Annotated in this window: 14 protein-coding genes; 6 read left to right on the top strand and 8 right to left on the bottom strand. The window is 35.2% G+C overall.

What is annotated here, in order from left to right; all coding sequences use genetic code 11:
- Positions 1-28: 28 nt before the first annotated feature.
- From modC to modA, 3 genes are read right to left on the bottom strand one after another with little or no spacing between them, the layout of a single operon-like run.
- The gene (modC, locus tag ACXR6G_RS01070) at positions 29-1,117 is read right to left on the bottom strand and encodes a molybdenum ABC transporter ATP-binding protein (protein ID WP_458359546.1); all 1,089 of its coding nucleotides are present in this window, start codon (positions 1,115-1,117) and stop codon (positions 29-31) included.
- Entirely contained in the window at positions 1,114-1,818 is a 705-nt protein-coding gene (gene modB, locus ACXR6G_RS01065; RefSeq protein WP_458359545.1) for a molybdate ABC transporter permease subunit, read from the bottom strand. The genes modC and modB overlap by 4 nt, the downstream gene beginning before the upstream one ends.
- Positions 1,811-2,497 (bottom strand): molybdate ABC transporter substrate-binding protein, encoded by a 687-nt coding sequence (gene modA, locus ACXR6G_RS01060; protein WP_458359544.1) that lies wholly within the window; start codon positions 2,495-2,497, stop codon positions 1,811-1,813. The genes modB and modA overlap by 8 nt, the downstream gene beginning before the upstream one ends.
- A gap of 629 nt (positions 2,498-3,126) precedes the next feature.
- Between modA and ACXR6G_RS01055 the strand changes: the two genes are divergently transcribed.
- Positions 3,127-3,795: a hypothetical protein gene (locus ACXR6G_RS01055; protein WP_458359543.1), complete on the top strand. Its 669-nt coding sequence runs from the start codon at positions 3,127-3,129 to the stop codon at positions 3,793-3,795.
- 179 nt (positions 3,796-3,974) lie between these two features.
- A complete protein-coding gene (locus ACXR6G_RS01050) occupies positions 3,975-4,616 on the top strand; it encodes a ferric reductase-like transmembrane domain-containing protein (protein ID WP_458359542.1) in 642 nt (213 codons plus the stop codon).
- Positions 4,617-4,683: 67 nt separating this feature from the next.
- Here ACXR6G_RS01050 and ACXR6G_RS01045 read toward each other — a convergent pair whose 3' ends face one another.
- The 4 genes from ACXR6G_RS01045 to ACXR6G_RS01030 form a co-directional block, all read right to left on the bottom strand.
- A complete protein-coding gene (locus ACXR6G_RS01045) occupies positions 4,684-7,164 on the bottom strand; it encodes a TonB-dependent receptor domain-containing protein (protein WP_458359541.1) in 2,481 nt (826 codons plus the stop codon).
- 323 nt (positions 7,165-7,487) lie between these two features.
- On the bottom strand, positions 7,488-8,117 hold the full coding sequence (locus ACXR6G_RS01040; RefSeq protein WP_458359540.1) for a LysE family translocator: 630 nt from the start codon (positions 8,115-8,117) through the stop codon (positions 7,488-7,490).
- A gap of 34 nt (positions 8,118-8,151) precedes the next feature.
- On the bottom strand, positions 8,152-8,700 hold the full coding sequence (locus ACXR6G_RS01035) for a PepSY-associated TM helix domain-containing protein (protein WP_458359539.1): 549 nt from the start codon (positions 8,698-8,700) through the stop codon (positions 8,152-8,154).
- A 62-nt stretch (positions 8,701-8,762) separates the two neighbouring features.
- The gene (locus ACXR6G_RS01030) at positions 8,763-9,593 is read right to left on the bottom strand and encodes a helix-turn-helix domain-containing protein (RefSeq protein ID WP_458359956.1); all 831 of its coding nucleotides are present in this window, start codon (positions 9,591-9,593) and stop codon (positions 8,763-8,765) included.
- Positions 9,594-9,863: 270 nt separating this feature from the next.
- Here ACXR6G_RS01030 and ovoA point away from each other — a divergent pair, with 270 nt between their 5' ends.
- Positions 9,864-12,002, top strand: coding sequence for a 5-histidylcysteine sulfoxide synthase (ovoA, locus tag ACXR6G_RS01025; protein WP_458359538.1), 2,139 nt, complete (start codon positions 9,864-9,866; stop codon positions 12,000-12,002).
- A 42-nt stretch (positions 12,003-12,044) separates the two neighbouring features.
- Here the strand turns inward: ovoA and ACXR6G_RS01020 are convergent, their stop codons facing one another.
- Complete coding sequence (locus ACXR6G_RS01020) at positions 12,045-13,403, bottom strand: MATE family efflux transporter (RefSeq protein WP_458359537.1); 1,359 nt, start codon at positions 13,401-13,403, stop codon at positions 12,045-12,047.
- Between the two features lie 155 nt (positions 13,404-13,558).
- On the opposite strand from ACXR6G_RS01020, the gene ACXR6G_RS01015 reads away from it, so the two are divergent.
- From ACXR6G_RS01015 to ACXR6G_RS01005, 3 genes are all read left to right on the top strand, one after another.
- The gene (locus tag ACXR6G_RS01015) at positions 13,559-14,056 is read left to right on the top strand and encodes a GtrA family protein (RefSeq protein ID WP_458359536.1); all 498 of its coding nucleotides are present in this window, start codon (positions 13,559-13,561) and stop codon (positions 14,054-14,056) included.
- A gap of 192 nt (positions 14,057-14,248) precedes the next feature.
- A complete protein-coding gene (locus ACXR6G_RS01010) occupies positions 14,249-15,382 on the top strand; it encodes a saccharopine dehydrogenase C-terminal domain-containing protein (RefSeq protein ID WP_458359535.1) in 1,134 nt (377 codons plus the stop codon).
- 231 nt (positions 15,383-15,613) lie between these two features.
- Positions 15,614-16,075 carry a hypothetical protein gene (locus ACXR6G_RS01005; RefSeq protein ID WP_458359534.1) on the top strand — a complete coding sequence of 154 codons (462 nt, stop codon included), beginning with the start codon at positions 15,614-15,616 and terminating at the stop codon, positions 16,073-16,075.
- The last annotated feature ends 34 nt before the right edge of the window (positions 16,076-16,109 follow it).

Raw genomic sequence — 16,109 nt, 5'->3', positions numbered from 1 at the left:
TTCAGTTTGAAATAGAGCGAATCTAAAATTAGATATTCACTTTAAGGGCCATCGATTTAAACAGACACCACACAGTTTCACCTTCTGTTAGTTTTAGTTTTTGGCGAGAAGTTTCAGTAATCGTTACAAGGAGTTTGAATCCTACATCAACAAGGCAGTATGTTTGGTTACCATGCTTGATAATCTGAAGGATTATTCCTTCCAGTTGGTTTCGAATTGAGACATCTTCTACTTGATGTAAGGCAATAGCAATGTCCTCAGGTCGAAGAGATACATTAATCTCATCATCTAATTCGAAGTGTTGTAATTGCTTGTTTCTTTTAATGCTTATTTGCCCTTTATTCGTTTTTTTACTGAGTTCAAAAAAATGAGTGTCGATATGTTCAATTTTAAAAGGAATCATATTCGTTAAACCTGATTCTTCCATGATATCAAGGAGTAGATCTTTTTCGACTAATTCAAAATAATTACCATGTGCTAGAATCTGTCCATCTTTAACAAGCAATAGTTTTTGACTCAAACTCAATAAATCAGGTAAGTCATGACTGACAACCAGGATAGGTAGCCCTAGTTTCTGATTGATTTTAACGAGAAATGGAATGATCTGTCGACGTAATGATGTGTCGAGAGCAGAAAAAGGTTCATCCATTAGCAATAGGCGAGGTGAGGATAGTAAGCTTCGTCCAATGGCTACTCGCTGTTTTTCACCACCAGACAACTGTCTAGGTAATTTATTTAAGAGTGATTCGATTTCTAGCAATTCAACGATCTCATTAAGTTTAAATTGTTGCTGACTAGCTTTGATGTATTTTGTTGCGAAAAGTAGATTCTGACGGACATTCATATGAGGGAAAAGGCGGCCTTCCTGAAAAACATAGCCTATTCTTCTTTTATGAGTTGCTGTGAATTGTTTTGTTTTGCTATTGTCAAGTATATCATCGCCAATTGCAATTTGTCCTTCATCTAATTTTTCCAATCCGGCTATCAGTTGTAAAAGGCTTGATTTTCCAGCTCCTGAAGCACCAAAAACACCTGTGATTCCATCTGAGAAATCAGCTTGCATGTCCAGATTAAAATTATCTCTAGACCATTTTATATCGATAGAAAGTGCTGTCATGCTTTATGTTTGCGATGATGTAGATTTTTAACTAATAACTCGGATCCAGCCATGGCTAAGAATGAAAATAGGACCGCTATGATCAGAAGGCGAAAGGCAGCTGTTTCCTGACCAGGAACCTGAATGGCAGAATATAAAGCTAAAGGTAATGTTTGAGTTTCACCAGCAATATTACCTGCAAAGATAATCGTTGCACCAAATTCTCCCAATGAGCGAGCAAAAGCTAATATAAAGCCAGAGATAATGCCTGGAAGTGCCAATGGTAATGTGATTCTAAAAAAGCTTTGCCAACGATCTGCGCCTAATGTTTTAGCAGCTTCTTCGTAAGCAGGATCAATCATTTCAATGGACAATCGCATGCTGCGTACACTCAAGGGAAAAGCTACAATTGTAGATGCTATAAGTGCTGCATAATAAGAGAAGGCGATTTTAATTCCAAACAAGTCGTTAAGTAATTGTCCTAAAAATCCATTACGGCCTAATAGTAGAAGTAGAATGAAACCTGTTGCCACGGGAGGGAGTACCAAAGGTAAATTGATAAAACCCTCCAATAGAAATTTAGCTCTGAATTGTCGTCTGGCTAAAAACCAACCCGTAAATATGGCAAAGGGCAAACAAAGCAAAGCACTCCAAAAAGCAACTTGGAGTGAAAGAGAAATGGCTTCCCATTCTATATTCGTTAATTCTAAGTAATTAGTCATGGACAATAAATGCATAGTCTTTCCAAATTCTTTTAGATTCAGGTAGCTTCAGAAAATTCTGGAAGTCTTGAACTTTAGAATTGGGGTTTGTGCGATGAGCTGAATAGATGAGGATAGGAGAAGAGTCTGACTCTTCGAACTCATATATACAGCGAATTTTTTTCGATTTTTTAGTATCCGAAAGATAAACAATTCCTAGTTCAACTTCGCCCATCTCAACCATAAGTAGTGTTTCTCTTGCATTTTTACAAGGTAATATTCTAGATTTGAGAACTTGCCATAGTTTATGGTGTTCGAGAATTTCTTTGGCATATTTTCCAGCTGGAACATGGTTTGGATCACCTATAGCTAATCGACCATCAAATAGAGACGATATTTGTTCCGGTCTAAAGTTCTCTAAATCACTTAGTGTACTCGATTCGGGCACAATTAAGGCCATTTTGTTTTGAGCCAAGTTGAGTTTTGATGAAGCTAGCAGTAGTTTCTTGTCTGAAATATAATCGATCCAGTCAATATTTGCAGAGAAAAAAAAATCAACCTCAGCACCTTGTTCTATTTGTCGTGCAAGTATGCCTGAGGAAGCAAAATTCAAGCTTAATTTTATTCCTGTGTTCTTTTCGTAAACCTCAGCTGTTTTGCTTAAAACATCTTTTAGGCTTGCCGCAGCAAAAATATTCAATTTATCTGCTTTGTTCGAAGGTTTGCAGGAGCTTAATAGTTGACTAAAAGAAAGACAAAAACATATGAGTAGGATAGGTATAGGCTTCATATACCAAATATAGCTTATTATATGATAATAACAATTTGGATGAATTATTCAGTAGCTTAAGATTGAATTCATAAAATAATAGCTCAAAATATTATATTTTCTATATGAAATTAAGTTTTCAATATTTCTAAAATTTATTATTGTGATTTATTATCATATTTTGACGAATGGTGCTTTTTTTATTGTGTATTTATATTTGTGACTTCATTATTGGAATCTAAATTGTCATTTGGGTATTTTGATATTGATTTTTTTGTAGTTTTTATTTTCTTATCCTTTTTCTTATTAACATGTTTGTATTCTTGCTTGTTTATTAGCGTTATATGGTGTTTAGATAGGTTTTTGTTATCATATTTAGTTCTTCTCGTATCAACTGGGTTTGCGTTAGGATGAAGGGGGTTTATTTATAGTTTATATTTTATTTTGTATCTTATAGGATAATTGCAGTTTTTGATGAAAAAAAGATTTTTGATTAGATGAAGAATCGACATATTTTTATTTTCTTTGTGCATACAACTTTTCCATTTTAAAGATTCCTGATGAAAACAATAAAACTTTTTTCGACCCTAGCCTTAATTCTATGTTTTTCATTTGCACTTACAGCTCAAATAAATGAAACTGGGCAAACTCAAACAAAACAAGAGGTGACGCCTCAAAAGAAACAGACTGTTGTTAAGCCTCGTGCCTATATTAAAGATGCTCCTATAAAAGAGCAATTTGAATTTATTATGGATAAATCTTTCCGATGGAAGACTTATAAATCAATTCCGATTGCATGGTTGAATAAGTTTGAGTCAGGTTTTGTGGATAGTTTGAATGCCATACGCAAGGATTATCTTGCTTCTGAGAAGTTAGTTGGAGAGAGAAATAGAACGATTAAATCTTTGGAATTGGAATTAAAAGAGAACAAAGATGCTTTAACAACTATAAAGGGTGAAAAGGATAGCATGTTCCTATTGGGTATTCAAATGTCGAAGGCAAGCTATAGTTTATTTATCTGGAGTTTAGTAGGAGGTTTGTTGTTGTTGACAGGTTTCTTCTTTTTATTATTTAAAAGAAGTAATTCAGTTACCAAAGAAACTCAAGTTAGATTGGATGAGGTTAGAGAAGAGTTTGATACGCATAGAAAAACTGCTCTTGTGCGTGAGCAAAAGTTAGCAAGAAAGTTACAAGATGAAATAAATAAGAATCGCAATTTGGGAATGTAATAATTCTTAAGAAATATAAATGAGCCTTGATCTTTAGATTGAGGCTCTTTTTTTATACCAACATTTAGGTATTTTCCAGTGCTTATGCCATAAATCAGACTTTTTTGTTTTTTTTTGTAATACAAGCCAGCTTCATACAAGAATAAACTTGCGATTCATTTTTATTAATAGAATTTTCAATGCCTTCAAAAAAACACTACATAGTAATATTACCCATTGTGCTTATTGTCGTATTTGTTCTATGGGAATTTTCTCAATTTGTAGAAATTGATTTTTCAGAAAAGGCTGAGAATATGCTCAGTTTTGTTGATGTGGAGTTATCGGAGGAAGATGCTGATAAACTTGACCGTGATTTTATTCCAGGTATAGAATATGTGACTAGTTTGACGGGTTTATGGGCAATTAGATTTCTTCTTGCAGCATTCTTAATGTCACCCATTAGTCTTATTATTGGGCGAAGCTTCCCTCTCTTTTTTCGTCAATCCATTGGTATTACAACAGGTTTTTTCACGACACTACATGTATTGGTTTTTATTTTTTCAGAAGGTATTTTGCAAATCTTTGTAAGGCCCGAACTTATTTTTGGTTTTATGGCTTTCATTATCATTCTAAGCTTGACGATTACATCGAGCAAGAGGGCCATGAAATTACTTAAACGTAAATGGAAGAGTTTACATAGAGGCGTTTATTGGGCTGTATTACTCGTGATGCTTCATTTGATTATTCTTGATCAGTCGTGGATGGTTTATGGAATTCTGTTTGGTTTAGGCTTTGTTTTTAGAATTACGATATTGAAACGATTTATAAAGAAGAGTTTATAAAAACTTTCACACAAAAAAAAGAGGCATTCCCAGGAACACCTCTTTAGTATAATTATTTGAATTGAGATTACATTTCAAATTCTTCCATGTCACCACCTTGACCTCTGGCTCCACGTTTCTTTTTGTAGTTGTTAATCTTATAACTCAAATTTAGTTTAATACTTGGCCATTGCATATCGAATTTGCTGTAGTTATAAAAATCAGGTCCTTCGCTAATATTCTCATGTTTTGCAGTATTCAATATGTTTCGAACTTGTAGCGTTGCTGACAATTTACGTTGCATAAACTCTTTCTTAAGTCCCAAATTAGCTGTGATAAAACCTTTACGCTCACCCTGTGCTTTTTTACTGGCTGAGTGATACATTACATTTACTTGAAAGCGAGTCGTTTTATTAAACATGAAAGTTGAATTGTTTCTAAGGCTCCAGTTTAAGCTTTCTGTTGAGAAATCTTGAACAGTAGCTTTCTTTTCGCTATCGTAAGTTGTGTAATCTCCTTTTTCTTTATAATGATAAATATTTCCAATCAGATCATTTTTAAACCATTTAGCAAAGCTTAAATTTATCATGGTTTCTACTCCTAAGGAGTAATCTGTTCCGACATTTTCAGTTGTTGATAACATGACGTTTTCCTGATAAACCGAACGGATGCGCTCCATCACATTGTGAGTGACACGGTAATAAGTTTCAAATGAGATAGATTGTTCGCCAATACGTTTTTGATACCCTAATTCGTATGAATCGATATACTCAGGCTTTAATCCAGGGTTACCTTTTCGAACATTATAAGCATCACTCCAGGTGATAAATGGTTCAAGGCTCCAACCTCTAGGGCGATGAATGCGTCGGGTGTAGCTGGCCATTAATTGATTCCCTTCCTTTAGATCAACTTGTGTGTGAATGGTAGGAAAGAAATCCCAACGGTTGATTGTAAAGCTTTCGGCTTCACCTTTGAATTTAATTTCTCTATCAGTATACTCACTTCTTAATCCAAGTTGATAACCAAACTTACCTGCTTGATCAGCATATAGGGCATAAACGCCGTGTACATTTTTTTTATAATCAACTTCGTGTCCAAATTCAGGCTGTAAAACGTAGCCACTTCCATCTATATAGTCAGATTGTGTTGTAATATCTTCACTCTGGCGAAGCTTCGCTTGATATCCTGCTTCAAATTTACTTTTACCTCTTAATGGAAGAGTGTAATCAGCACGGAGATCCAGGTGAGAACCAGGTCCTTTTTCTGTAGCTTCTTTACCGTCTACAATACTTCCGTTTTGTTTACGCTCTGTCTTCGATTTTTCATCACCATCACGATAAGAATAGTTAACCTGCGTTAATAACTGGTGACCTTTTCCTTTAAACTTACGTAAGTAGCTGAAGTTGGCATTATAGAATTCCATCTCACGATTCCAATTGTCAGTACTTTTATAATGTTCCTCTGGACTTGGGGCTCCTCCATCTATAGTGAAATAATCAGTATAGTCAAGCTTTGATCCCATATCCATATCTCTGCCACCATAACGTAAGCCCAGGGTTACTAAATTTTGGTCATTTATCTCATAATCGAAGCCGGTACGAAACCCATAACCCACGCGCTCTCTGTCTGTTTCACCATTAGAGAGAAAGTAGTTTGTTGTGCTAACGTCTGTGTCTTTATCAACACTTGTTATTCGGTTTTCACTTTCACGATCACCAGAGAAGTTACGATTGCTATAATCCATCCCGAAATGGAAATTGATTTTATTTTTGCGTAGGTTGACCAAAAAGTCCGCGCCTCTGTTGTTAAACGTACCAATGTTTAGGTTTACAACACCACTGGTTCCTTTTAACTTGCCTTTTTTAGTAATAATATTTATAATACCTGACGAACCTTCAGGATCGTATTTAGCAGAGGGATTTGTAATAATTTCAATATTCTCAATCACACTAGCTGGCATCTGAGTTAGAATGTCGGCAGCTTCCAAAATAGAAGGACGACCGTCAACCAAAACCGTAAAGCTACTGCTGCCACGTAGGCTGACATTACCTTCTATATCAACATTGATTGAGGGTACACTTTCGAGCACATCAACAGCATTACCACTTGCAGTTGTCAATTGTCTGCTAACAGGTATAACTTTTTTATCAATCTGATATTGAATTGGCAGTCGTTCTGCGCTAACAGTAACTTCCCCTAAAGCCTCGCTAGCTTGTGACAATAAAACCTCTTTTAGGTTGGCAACTTTATGACCTCTACTGATTGGAATGTTGCGTATGGTTTTCTTGTTGTAGCCTATGAATGAAATTTCAGCGTAGTATTTACCTAGTTTTAATTGTTTCAATTCGAATTCACCTTTAGCATTGGTAATAGTACCATTCACTAGACTTGAATCAGCCATTCTAAAAACTGAAACAGTGGCGTATTCAACAGCCGTTTTTAAATCCTTATCTTTTACAATACCCTTAATTGTACCACTCAGTGCCCCAGTTGAGTTTGGTACAGGCTTCATAGCCTGAGTCAGGCTAATTAGCATTGCAAAAATTAATAATAATAGTGTTTTCTTCATGTTTTAAGTCCTTGTTTTAATATGAACTGCTAAACAGCTCTAGTTAGTAGGTTGTGTTTTTATATAATAAAATCCAATATGTGGGATTTATCAAATAGAAATCTGTGTTTAGACGCTAAGAATGTGAAAAGGTTTAGTCACATATTTACTTTCGAACCCAAAATTATCATATAAAATTGTTTTTTATTCTATTGAGCTCTGTTTTGATCATTTTTAACAAGTATTTAACTAATCAACTTTTGTGCTGAAAATGAATTGTATCGAAAGACTAATTTTCTCATAATTTTAGATGAGTTGAAGGATTGGACTTTAATCCCATTAAATTATTTTTCCGAAAGGATTAATGTTAATGCTAGAACTGAAAGAACAATAACTTTTCCCCATTTTGTAATTTTCCAGAACTTCGGATTATCAACTTGCTTGTTAAGTTTGCCTGATGAAACAGCAATTAAGCTAAAAATAAGCCAAGATTGCAGCATGAATATAATGCCCAGAATTATCATCTGAATTGTGATGTTAAACCCTTTAGTGCTTATGAATTGGGGTAGGAATGCAATAAAGAACAAGGAAACTTTGGGGTTTAGAACATTCATTAGAAATCCTTTTCTTATCAATGAGAATACTTTAACCTGTTGGTTTGAGCTTTCTGTTTCAATATGTATTAAAGGTTTATTTTCCTTTAAAGATTGATAGGCTAGAAAAAACAGATAGCCTGCGCCCATATATTTAATTAAAGAAAAGATGAATTCAGATTGTTGAATAATAATTGATAAGCCAGTGGCAGCGGCAAGAGTGTGAATTAGAACTCCAAATGAAAGTCCTGTTGAAATGGCAATACCATTTCTTTGACCTTTGGTTAAACTTTCAGTTAAAACAAAAATATTGTCGGGACCAGGCATTAAGGATAATAGAATGGAGGCTCCTAAAAATGATAGGATTAATTGTAATTCCATAGCGATAAAGTTTAGAGTTAATTGTATGAATTGATTACATGAAGAATAGAATAATCACAGGGAATAGAAGTCCACTAACTGTTAGTATCCAACCTCTTTTCTTGAAGCTATACTTCCCTTTTGATAATAGAATTCCAGTAATGGATATGAGGATTAGAGCCAATGCAAATATATCTGAAAACCAAACCCACCACTTATTCATCAATTTGTGTAGAATGGACATATGCCCCAACACTGGGATGGTTTCTATATATTCTATTTCTCCTTTTCCTGTGAGTAGATCAATGTTTGCGAATGCATCCTCGAAATATACACGTGCCTCATTTTTATTCATCCTAACTCCACGAAACTTATTATTAGTAATTGAAGGGGAGATGTTCTTGATATAACTTTCTGGAGAGATGGACAGGCTATCTATATTTTCAAGCTGTATGGGTTCATTCCTGACTACATAGGTTTGTGCGTTGAAAATATCTCTGTGATTTAGTGCTATACCTGAAATGGAAAAGCACAAAATTAGGCCGACATAGAAATAGCCAAAATCTCGATGTAATAGTCGGTACCAGTACTGTTTTGATCTCATAATATCTTTTGGGAGCAAAGATAGATTTGAGAACAGAAGCGAGGTTTAGCAAATTCTACAGATTATTTGTGAATTTCTAAAGATTTGGATAAATCACTGGGATTGCAGGCGAGTTGCTTGTATACAAATCGGCTGTATGAGCTTTGGCTGTCAAAATGCAGGCGATGACTTATTTCTTTATGAGATAACTGCTCAATAATAATCAATCGCTTTATTTCAACAGTCAACAAGTCGTGAAGTATTTGTAAAGGTGTTTTACCAAGATCTTTTCTAATACTGGCACTGAGTTTCGTATTCGAAACATGAAGCATGTTTGCATACGCCCCAATATTACGCAAGTTTGAAAACTGATTTTCAGCTAGTTTAAGGAATTGTAGTGTTAGACTATCTTTTTTAGAATCGATATTTTCGTTTTCAAGAATACCTAGAATTTGATAAATAGTGAATGAAAAAAAATGACGTAGCTTTTCATCTTTTAAACTTTCAGTTGATGCTCCCAGTTTCTTTAGATATCGAAAAGAATAAATTAAACTATCGAAGTCATCATCTGTAAGTTTGATTATAGGGTTTGATTTAAAAGCAAATAGAAAATCGGCGGAAATGGATGGGATAGCTGTACTCAAGTATTCAGGTGTAAACTGTAAAAGAATTCCATTTTCACTTTTGAGGCGTTTTAATAGATGCACTTGGTTTGGAGCCACAATGTAGATTGTTTTTGCTTCTATCTTATAGGTGTTGAAATCAATGAGTTGTTGACCTCCTTTACCAAGCTCAAATAAGAAGATTTCGTAATATTTATGTCTGTGGATTTTATAGAAATCATACGATGTTTTGTGATCAATATCCGTTATGGATAAATCCGTCGTTTTATTTATTAATGGGTGAATCTCCATAGTTTTCAATAAAATCTGTATTAAAACACTTTGTTTCGAGGGCTGGTTTTTTTAAGTATATTGCTGTAAATCGCAATCAAACTTAGTGAAAAGAACGCATACTAATAAACCTACTATTTCAAATTGTTAGTTTGGGTGCTTGCATTTTTCGTATTTTACAAGAGCAGATCAAGCTTTTATTAGCCTTCATAAATTAAATATCGTGATAGCTGACTTGCAATAAAATTATTAACTTCATTACGTTAATAAAAAAGTGAAATAATAGCCAATATGATGCAGCGAACAATTGATATGGAGTCATATAAAAACATACTTGTGACCAAAACACCAATTTTAAATGAAGGTAAGCCTGAAGCCAAAAGGGAAGAGATATTACAATATTTTTTGACTAGTTGGGAGCTTGATGACAGGTTATATGATTCATTGAAAAATGAGGAGGCATTTTATATGCGTGCCGATCCTCTCCGCCATCCACTTATTTTTTATATAGGGCATACAGCCACTTTTTTTATAAACAAGTTGTTATTAGCAGGTCTGATTACCGACAGGATTAATCCCAAATTTGAATCGATATTTGCTGTTGGAGTAGACGAAATGTCTTGGGATGATTTGAATGAGAAGCATTACGATTGGCCAAGTATAAATGAAGTTCGTGAATATAGAGAACAGGCGAAAGCCATGTTGGTGAACTTGATTGCTGAGCTTCCTTTGAGTATGCCTATTAATTGGGAGAATCCATTTTGGGTGATTATAATGGGTATCGAGCATCAAAGAATCCATATAGAAACCTCATCGGTATTGATTCGTCAGTTGCCAATAGATCAGGTGCAAGCAAATCCACTTTTTATGATTTGTGAAGATTCAAGTGTTGCGCCTACTAATGACCTTTTGAAAGTTAAATCGGGTCAAGTGGATCTTGGGAAAACTAAGGAAGATGCTTTATATGGTTGGGACAATGAATTTGGTCAACTAAGTACAGAGATTAAAGCCTTTTCGGCTTCGAAATATTTGGTGTCCAATCAGGAATTCATAGCTTTTGTAGAAGCTGATGGCTATAAATGTCAGGAATGGTGGACTGAAGAGGGGTGGGACTGGGTGCAGTTTAAAAATTGTGAGTATCCAATCTTTTGGATAAAAAAAGGAGAGGATTGGAAATTGCGCTGCATGTTACAGGAGATTGATCTGCCATGGAATTGGCCAGCTGAAGTGAATTATCTTGAAGCGAAGGCCTTTTGCAATTGGAAATCAGCCAAAACTGGAAAGAAATTAAGAATGCCTACCGAGGGGGAATATTACTTGTTGCGCAATTCGCTTGATATAGCCGATCAGCCCTATTGGGAAAAAGCTCCAGGGAATATAAATTTGGAGCATTACGCTTCATCTTGTCCGGTTGATGAGTTCGAATTCAATGGCTTTTACGATGTGATTGGTAATGTGTGGCAATGGACCGAAATGCCTATTTCAGCCTTAGATGGTTTTGAGATTCACCCTTTTTACGATGATTTTTCTACGCCGACATTCGATGCCAGACATAACTTGATTAAAGGTGGTTCTTGGATATCAACAGGTAATTTGGCCATAAAGGATTCGCGTTATGCTTTCCGTCGTCACTTCTTTCAGCATGCAGGTTTTCGCTATATCGAGTCAGAAGATGAGGTGGCAATTGAGGACGATTGTTATGAGAGTGATGAACTGGTGGCTCAATATTGCGAGTTTCAGTATGGACAGACCTATTTTGGTGTAGAAAATTATTCTAAAGCTTGTCTTAATTTATTGCAGGAGCACCTTAAATCAATTAATAAGGGAGCGGCATTGGATTTGGGTTGTGCAACGGGACGAACCAGTTTTGAGCTGGCTAGATATTTCGATAAGGTTACAGGTTTGGATTTTTCCGCTCGTTTTATCCGAATTGGTACTCAGCTAAAGGAAAGTGGTAAACTAAATTATAGTCGAATTGAAGAAGGTAAACTAGATACTTATCAGGAGATAAAGTTGTCGGACTATGGACTGGATGCGTATAGTGATAAGGTCGATTTTTTCCAAGGGGATGCTTGTAACTTAAAGCCTTTCTTTAAAGGATTCGACTTGCTAATTGCCAGTAATCTGATTGATCGTTTATACGATCCTATTAAGTTTTTAAAAGACGTTCATAATAGAATTAATGTGGGTGGTTTGCTTGTTTTGACATCGCCATATACTTGGCTCGAAGAATTTACCGACCTTAAGAATTGGGTAGGAGGCTATCGAAAAGATGGTGAGCCTTACACAACATTTGATGGATTGAAAGAGCAATTGTCTGAGCATTTCGAGCTTGTTGAAGAACCTAAAGATTTGCCATTCGTTATTCGTGAAACAGCTCGTAAATATCAACATACCATCGCTCAAATGAGCATATGGCGTAAGAAGTAAATCTGCTTGGAATGGGAAGTCTTTATAATTAATTCTATTGATCTATTGGATTTTCCCATTCAAGTTTTTCAGTTCCCGAATAATAAAATAGCCAGCAATAAGAGCAGATCCTACATCAGCAATTGGGCTGGCAAACCAAACACCTTTTAATCCCAGGTAGTTGGGTAGGATAAATAATATCGGGATTAATAATATGACTTGTCGCATGAGGGTAAGTAGGATTGAGGTGCCAGCTTTACCTATCGATTGGAAATAATTCCCAACAATTACCTGAAACCCAATAATGGGAAGTGCAATTAGAAACGTTCTAAGACCTTGTGTTCCCACTTTCAATAATTCCTCGTTCGAACTATTAAAGGTAAGTATGATCATTTCGGGAAAGAGTTGGACTATAAGCCATCCCACAATAGCAATTCCTGTTGCGGCTTTCATGCAAATGATAAGGGTGTCTTTTACCCGCTTGTAATTATTTGCGCCATAATTGAAGCCATAGATAGGCTGTGCTGCCATATTAATCGCAACAATCGTCATGACGATTAGCATGGCAACCGAATTGATGATACCCATGGCAGCTATGGCTATATCGCTACTGAATTTTATCAGTTGTATGTTGTATAAGCCCTGTACAAAACTACCCGCAATCTGCATGGAAAATGGAGCAAATCCAATCGTGATTATATAGAGAATGATTTGCCCGTTTAATTTAAAGTTTTCCTTACGTAGTTTGATTACCGAAGATGAACTTATGAAATGACGGATTACCCATACACATAGGATGAATTGAGATATAATGGTTGCCCAAGCAGCACCAGCAACACCCATGTCAAACCAGAAGATTAAAATAGGATCGAGTACAATATTTGTACCTGCACTAATCAGCATGGAATACATGGCTATTTTAGCATTGCCCTCGGAACGAATCAGGTTGTTCATGGAAAAACCAACCACACTAAAAACAGCTCCCAAGAGAATAATGTTCAGATATTCATTGGCAAATGCCATTGTATCGTTCTCTACACCAAATAAACGAAGCAGTGGATCTTTAATGCTAAACCCAATAATGCTAATAATTGCCGAAACGATTAGCATTAGAATAAATGAATTGCCAAGTACCTTTTCTGCACGGGGAAAATTTTTCATCCCCATGTTAATCGAAATACGAACGCCAGCACCTATGCCTATCAACATGCCAAAAGCCATAAGAATAAGCATAATCGGATAAACAGCACTTATGCCTGAGAGTGCTTCTGCTCCAACTCCTTGACCTATAAATATACGATCGACAACATTATATAATGAGTTAATTATTACTCCAGTAAATGCAGGAAGAAAATACTTCCACAACAAGGATGTAATCTTGGAATTCTCTAGTTCGTAAACGTTTTGTGAATTTTTGTCCATAGGCTTGATAATGGGCAAAAGTATAAATATTGTGAGTCTTAGTTTATTTTAAAGGCAAAAAGTCTATGAAATGATGTGAAACAAAGAGGAAAAGACCATGAAACGGGCAATAACAGTGTTTATTCTTTTGTATATTTGTCTTCCAAATTATAGAAATGAAGTTATTTTACGCACTTATAAGATTTATTGAGAAGCTTATTCTGTGGTTTTACCCACCTTTCAAGCGGTTTATGCCAGAGCAAACATTTAAGTATGCGGCAACTGGGGGGGCAAATACAGCCTTGGATATTTTCCTATTCTTTATATTCTACAATTTCATCCTGAATAAAGAGCTTGTTGATTTTGGATTTATTGCCATATCACCCCATATCGCTGCTTTTATCATGTCATTTATTGTAACATTTCCTATTGGATTTATACTCGCTAAATACATCAGCTTTCCAGGTTCATTTCTACGTAAGCGCATTCAGTTCTTTAGATATGGATTAAGTGTAATGGGGAGCGTTCTTCTGAACTACATTTTCCTAAAACTCTTTGTGGAATACTTTGGCTGGTACCCAACGCCATCGAAAATGGCAACCACCCTTATTGTGATATTGTTTAGCTATACCGCACAAAAGTATTTCACATTCAAAGTAGAGATTAAAGACTAAAGCTTGCATTAATATTCTTTGATATTTTGCAGCAGAATCTTTAAGGACTGGTGTTACCATTAATCAATAACTTAGTTTATTAAAAAATATTTTTTTTTACTTTCTTGATATTTAAGATCTTTGTAAGAACTTGATTAGCAAATAGCTTGTGCTATTTTTGATCCTATTCTTAAATCCTAAATGTCATTTTCTATGAGCAATGTAATTGTATTGGGTGCAGGTATGGTGGGTAGTGCTATGGCAATAGATATGGCAAAAACTCATAAGGTTACACTTACCGATATAAATCAGTCCGTATTGAATCGTACCAAAAGCAAAAATAGCGACTTGATAATTAAGGAGCTGGATGTATGTGATAAAGAAGAGCTACAAAATACCATAAAACCATTCGATTTGGTGATATGTGCCGTGCCTGGATTTCTAGGATTTAACACCTTAATAGCCATTATAGAGGCAGGTGTGAATGTAGTCGATATTTCATTTTTACCTGAAAATGCATTAGAATTAGATAGGCTAGCTAAAGAGAAAAATGTAACGGTGATTGTTGATTGTGGTGTAGCTCCCGGAATGGGGAACCTGATTTTAGGTCGCTACAACGAGAAAATGAAGCTAAGCGACTTTGTCTGTTTAGTTGGAGGCTTACCTAAAGAAAAAAAATGGCCTTTTTGCTATAAGGCCCCTTTCTCACCAATTGATGTGATTGAGGAATATACCCGTCCTGCCAGATATGTGGAACATGGAGAGCTTGTTGTACGTGAACCATTAACGGATTGTGAGTATGTCGTGTTTGATAAGGTAGGGACCTTGGAATCCTTTAATACCGATGGATTGAGATCAATCATTTACACTATGCCTCATATTCCGAATATGAAAGAAAAGACTTTGCGTTACCCAGGGCATGTTGAGTATGTGAAAGTCTTGAAAGAAAGTGGTTTTTTTAGCGAGGTAAAGATTGAAGTTAATGGAAACCAGATTTCTCCTTTAGATTTTACCAGTAAAATTCTTATCGATGAATGGAAACTGGGCGAATTTGAAGAAGAATTAACGGTAATGAGAGTGACGTTAAAAGGGGAAAATGCCAAGGGCGAAAAAGAAGAGATTATATATAGTTTGCATGACGAATATTGCAAGGATACCCTTACATCATCTATGGCACGCACTACAGGTTATACGGCAACAGCCGCTGCCAATCTATATCTAGAAGGCTTGTTTACCGAAAAAGGGGTTTTTCCACCTGAACTGCTAGGTAAGCACGAAAGGTGCTTTGACTATGTCTTAAACTATTTAGAAGAAAGAAAAGTTCATTATAAAAAAACGCGTACTTAATTTAATGTTCAAATGTTTAATCTTCTTAATGGGTTCGATTTTCTCTCTGGATATTATACTATCTTATGGAAAAAAATGCCATTTTTTAACTAGTAGGTAATGTATAGTCACTTGATTTGTTTAACAAAAATAAATTTTAGTTGTCATTAAAAGTTAATATATTTATTGGCTTTAAATCTGTATGATAGTCAGGTTTTGCAAGTGTCATATAAATATTAAGAAATATAACCCATGATCAAGCAGTATTCTAAGTCCATTAAAAATATTCTGGTTCAGTTATTCATTTTAGGCCTCTTTTTTGGTTGTGTACCAACTAATAAATTAAGTCAGCATGAAATTTTGAAATCAAAGAAGACCTACCAACAAATCGCTCAGCAAAAATTTGGAGATAAAGTTGACTTTGAATTAAATTCAGATGAGAATTATGCATTGTGTGAAAAAATAATTTCTGAACCTAGACTCAACCCCAATCAACTTATCGAGTTCTTTGTATACGATATACAAAAGGGAGAAATTATTTTTGAGGACAAAATAGCCAATGCTAAAATATCCTGGTATAATAATACTCAATTGTTGATAACAAGACAGAAAGGATACATTACAAATCCGAATGATACAGGGAAATGGACTTACATTTTCGACCTCCAATCAAAGAAAAAACTACCCCAAACAATACAAACTAAAGATTTTTAACCAACTAACTAACCAATCAACTAACTCTTAGGGT

Source organism: Ancylomarina sp. YFZ004 (genome assembly GCF_054254355.1).
The sequence above is the reverse complement of the archived record's forward strand: the minus strand, read 5'-3'. Positions and strand labels throughout refer to the sequence as shown.

Coding starts and splice junctions, on each gene's coding strand:
- modC (WP_458359546.1), bottom strand. CDS start 1,117: ATGACAGCACTTTCTATCGATATAAAATGGTCTAGAGATAATTTTAAT.
- modB (WP_458359545.1), bottom strand. CDS start 1,818: ATGACTAATTACTTAGAATTAACGAATATAGAATGGGAAGCCATTTCT.
- ACXR6G_RS01055 (WP_458359543.1), top strand. CDS start 3,127: ATGAAAACAATAAAACTTTTTTCGACCCTAGCCTTAATTCTATGTTTT.
- ACXR6G_RS01050 (WP_458359542.1), top strand. CDS start 3,975: ATGCCTTCAAAAAAACACTACATAGTAATATTACCCATTGTGCTTATT.
- ACXR6G_RS01045 (WP_458359541.1), bottom strand. CDS start 7,164: ATGAAGAAAACACTATTATTATTAATTTTTGCAATGCTAATTAGCCTG.
- ACXR6G_RS01040 (WP_458359540.1), bottom strand. CDS start 8,117: ATGGAATTACAATTAATCCTATCATTTTTAGGAGCCTCCATTCTATTA.
- ACXR6G_RS01035 (WP_458359539.1), bottom strand. CDS start 8,700: ATGAGATCAAAACAGTACTGGTACCGACTATTACATCGAGATTTTGGC.
- ACXR6G_RS01030 (WP_458359956.1), bottom strand. CDS start 9,593: ATGGAGATTCACCCATTAATAAATAAAACGACGGATTTATCCATAACG.
- ovoA (WP_458359538.1), top strand. CDS start 9,864: ATGATGCAGCGAACAATTGATATGGAGTCATATAAAAACATACTTGTG.
- ACXR6G_RS01020 (WP_458359537.1), bottom strand. CDS start 13,403: ATGGACAAAAATTCACAAAACGTTTACGAACTAGAGAATTCCAAGATT.
- ACXR6G_RS01015 (WP_458359536.1), top strand. CDS start 13,559: ATGAAGTTATTTTACGCACTTATAAGATTTATTGAGAAGCTTATTCTG.
- ACXR6G_RS01010 (WP_458359535.1), top strand. CDS start 14,249: ATGAGCAATGTAATTGTATTGGGTGCAGGTATGGTGGGTAGTGCTATG.
- ACXR6G_RS01005 (WP_458359534.1), top strand. CDS start 15,614: ATGATCAAGCAGTATTCTAAGTCCATTAAAAATATTCTGGTTCAGTTA.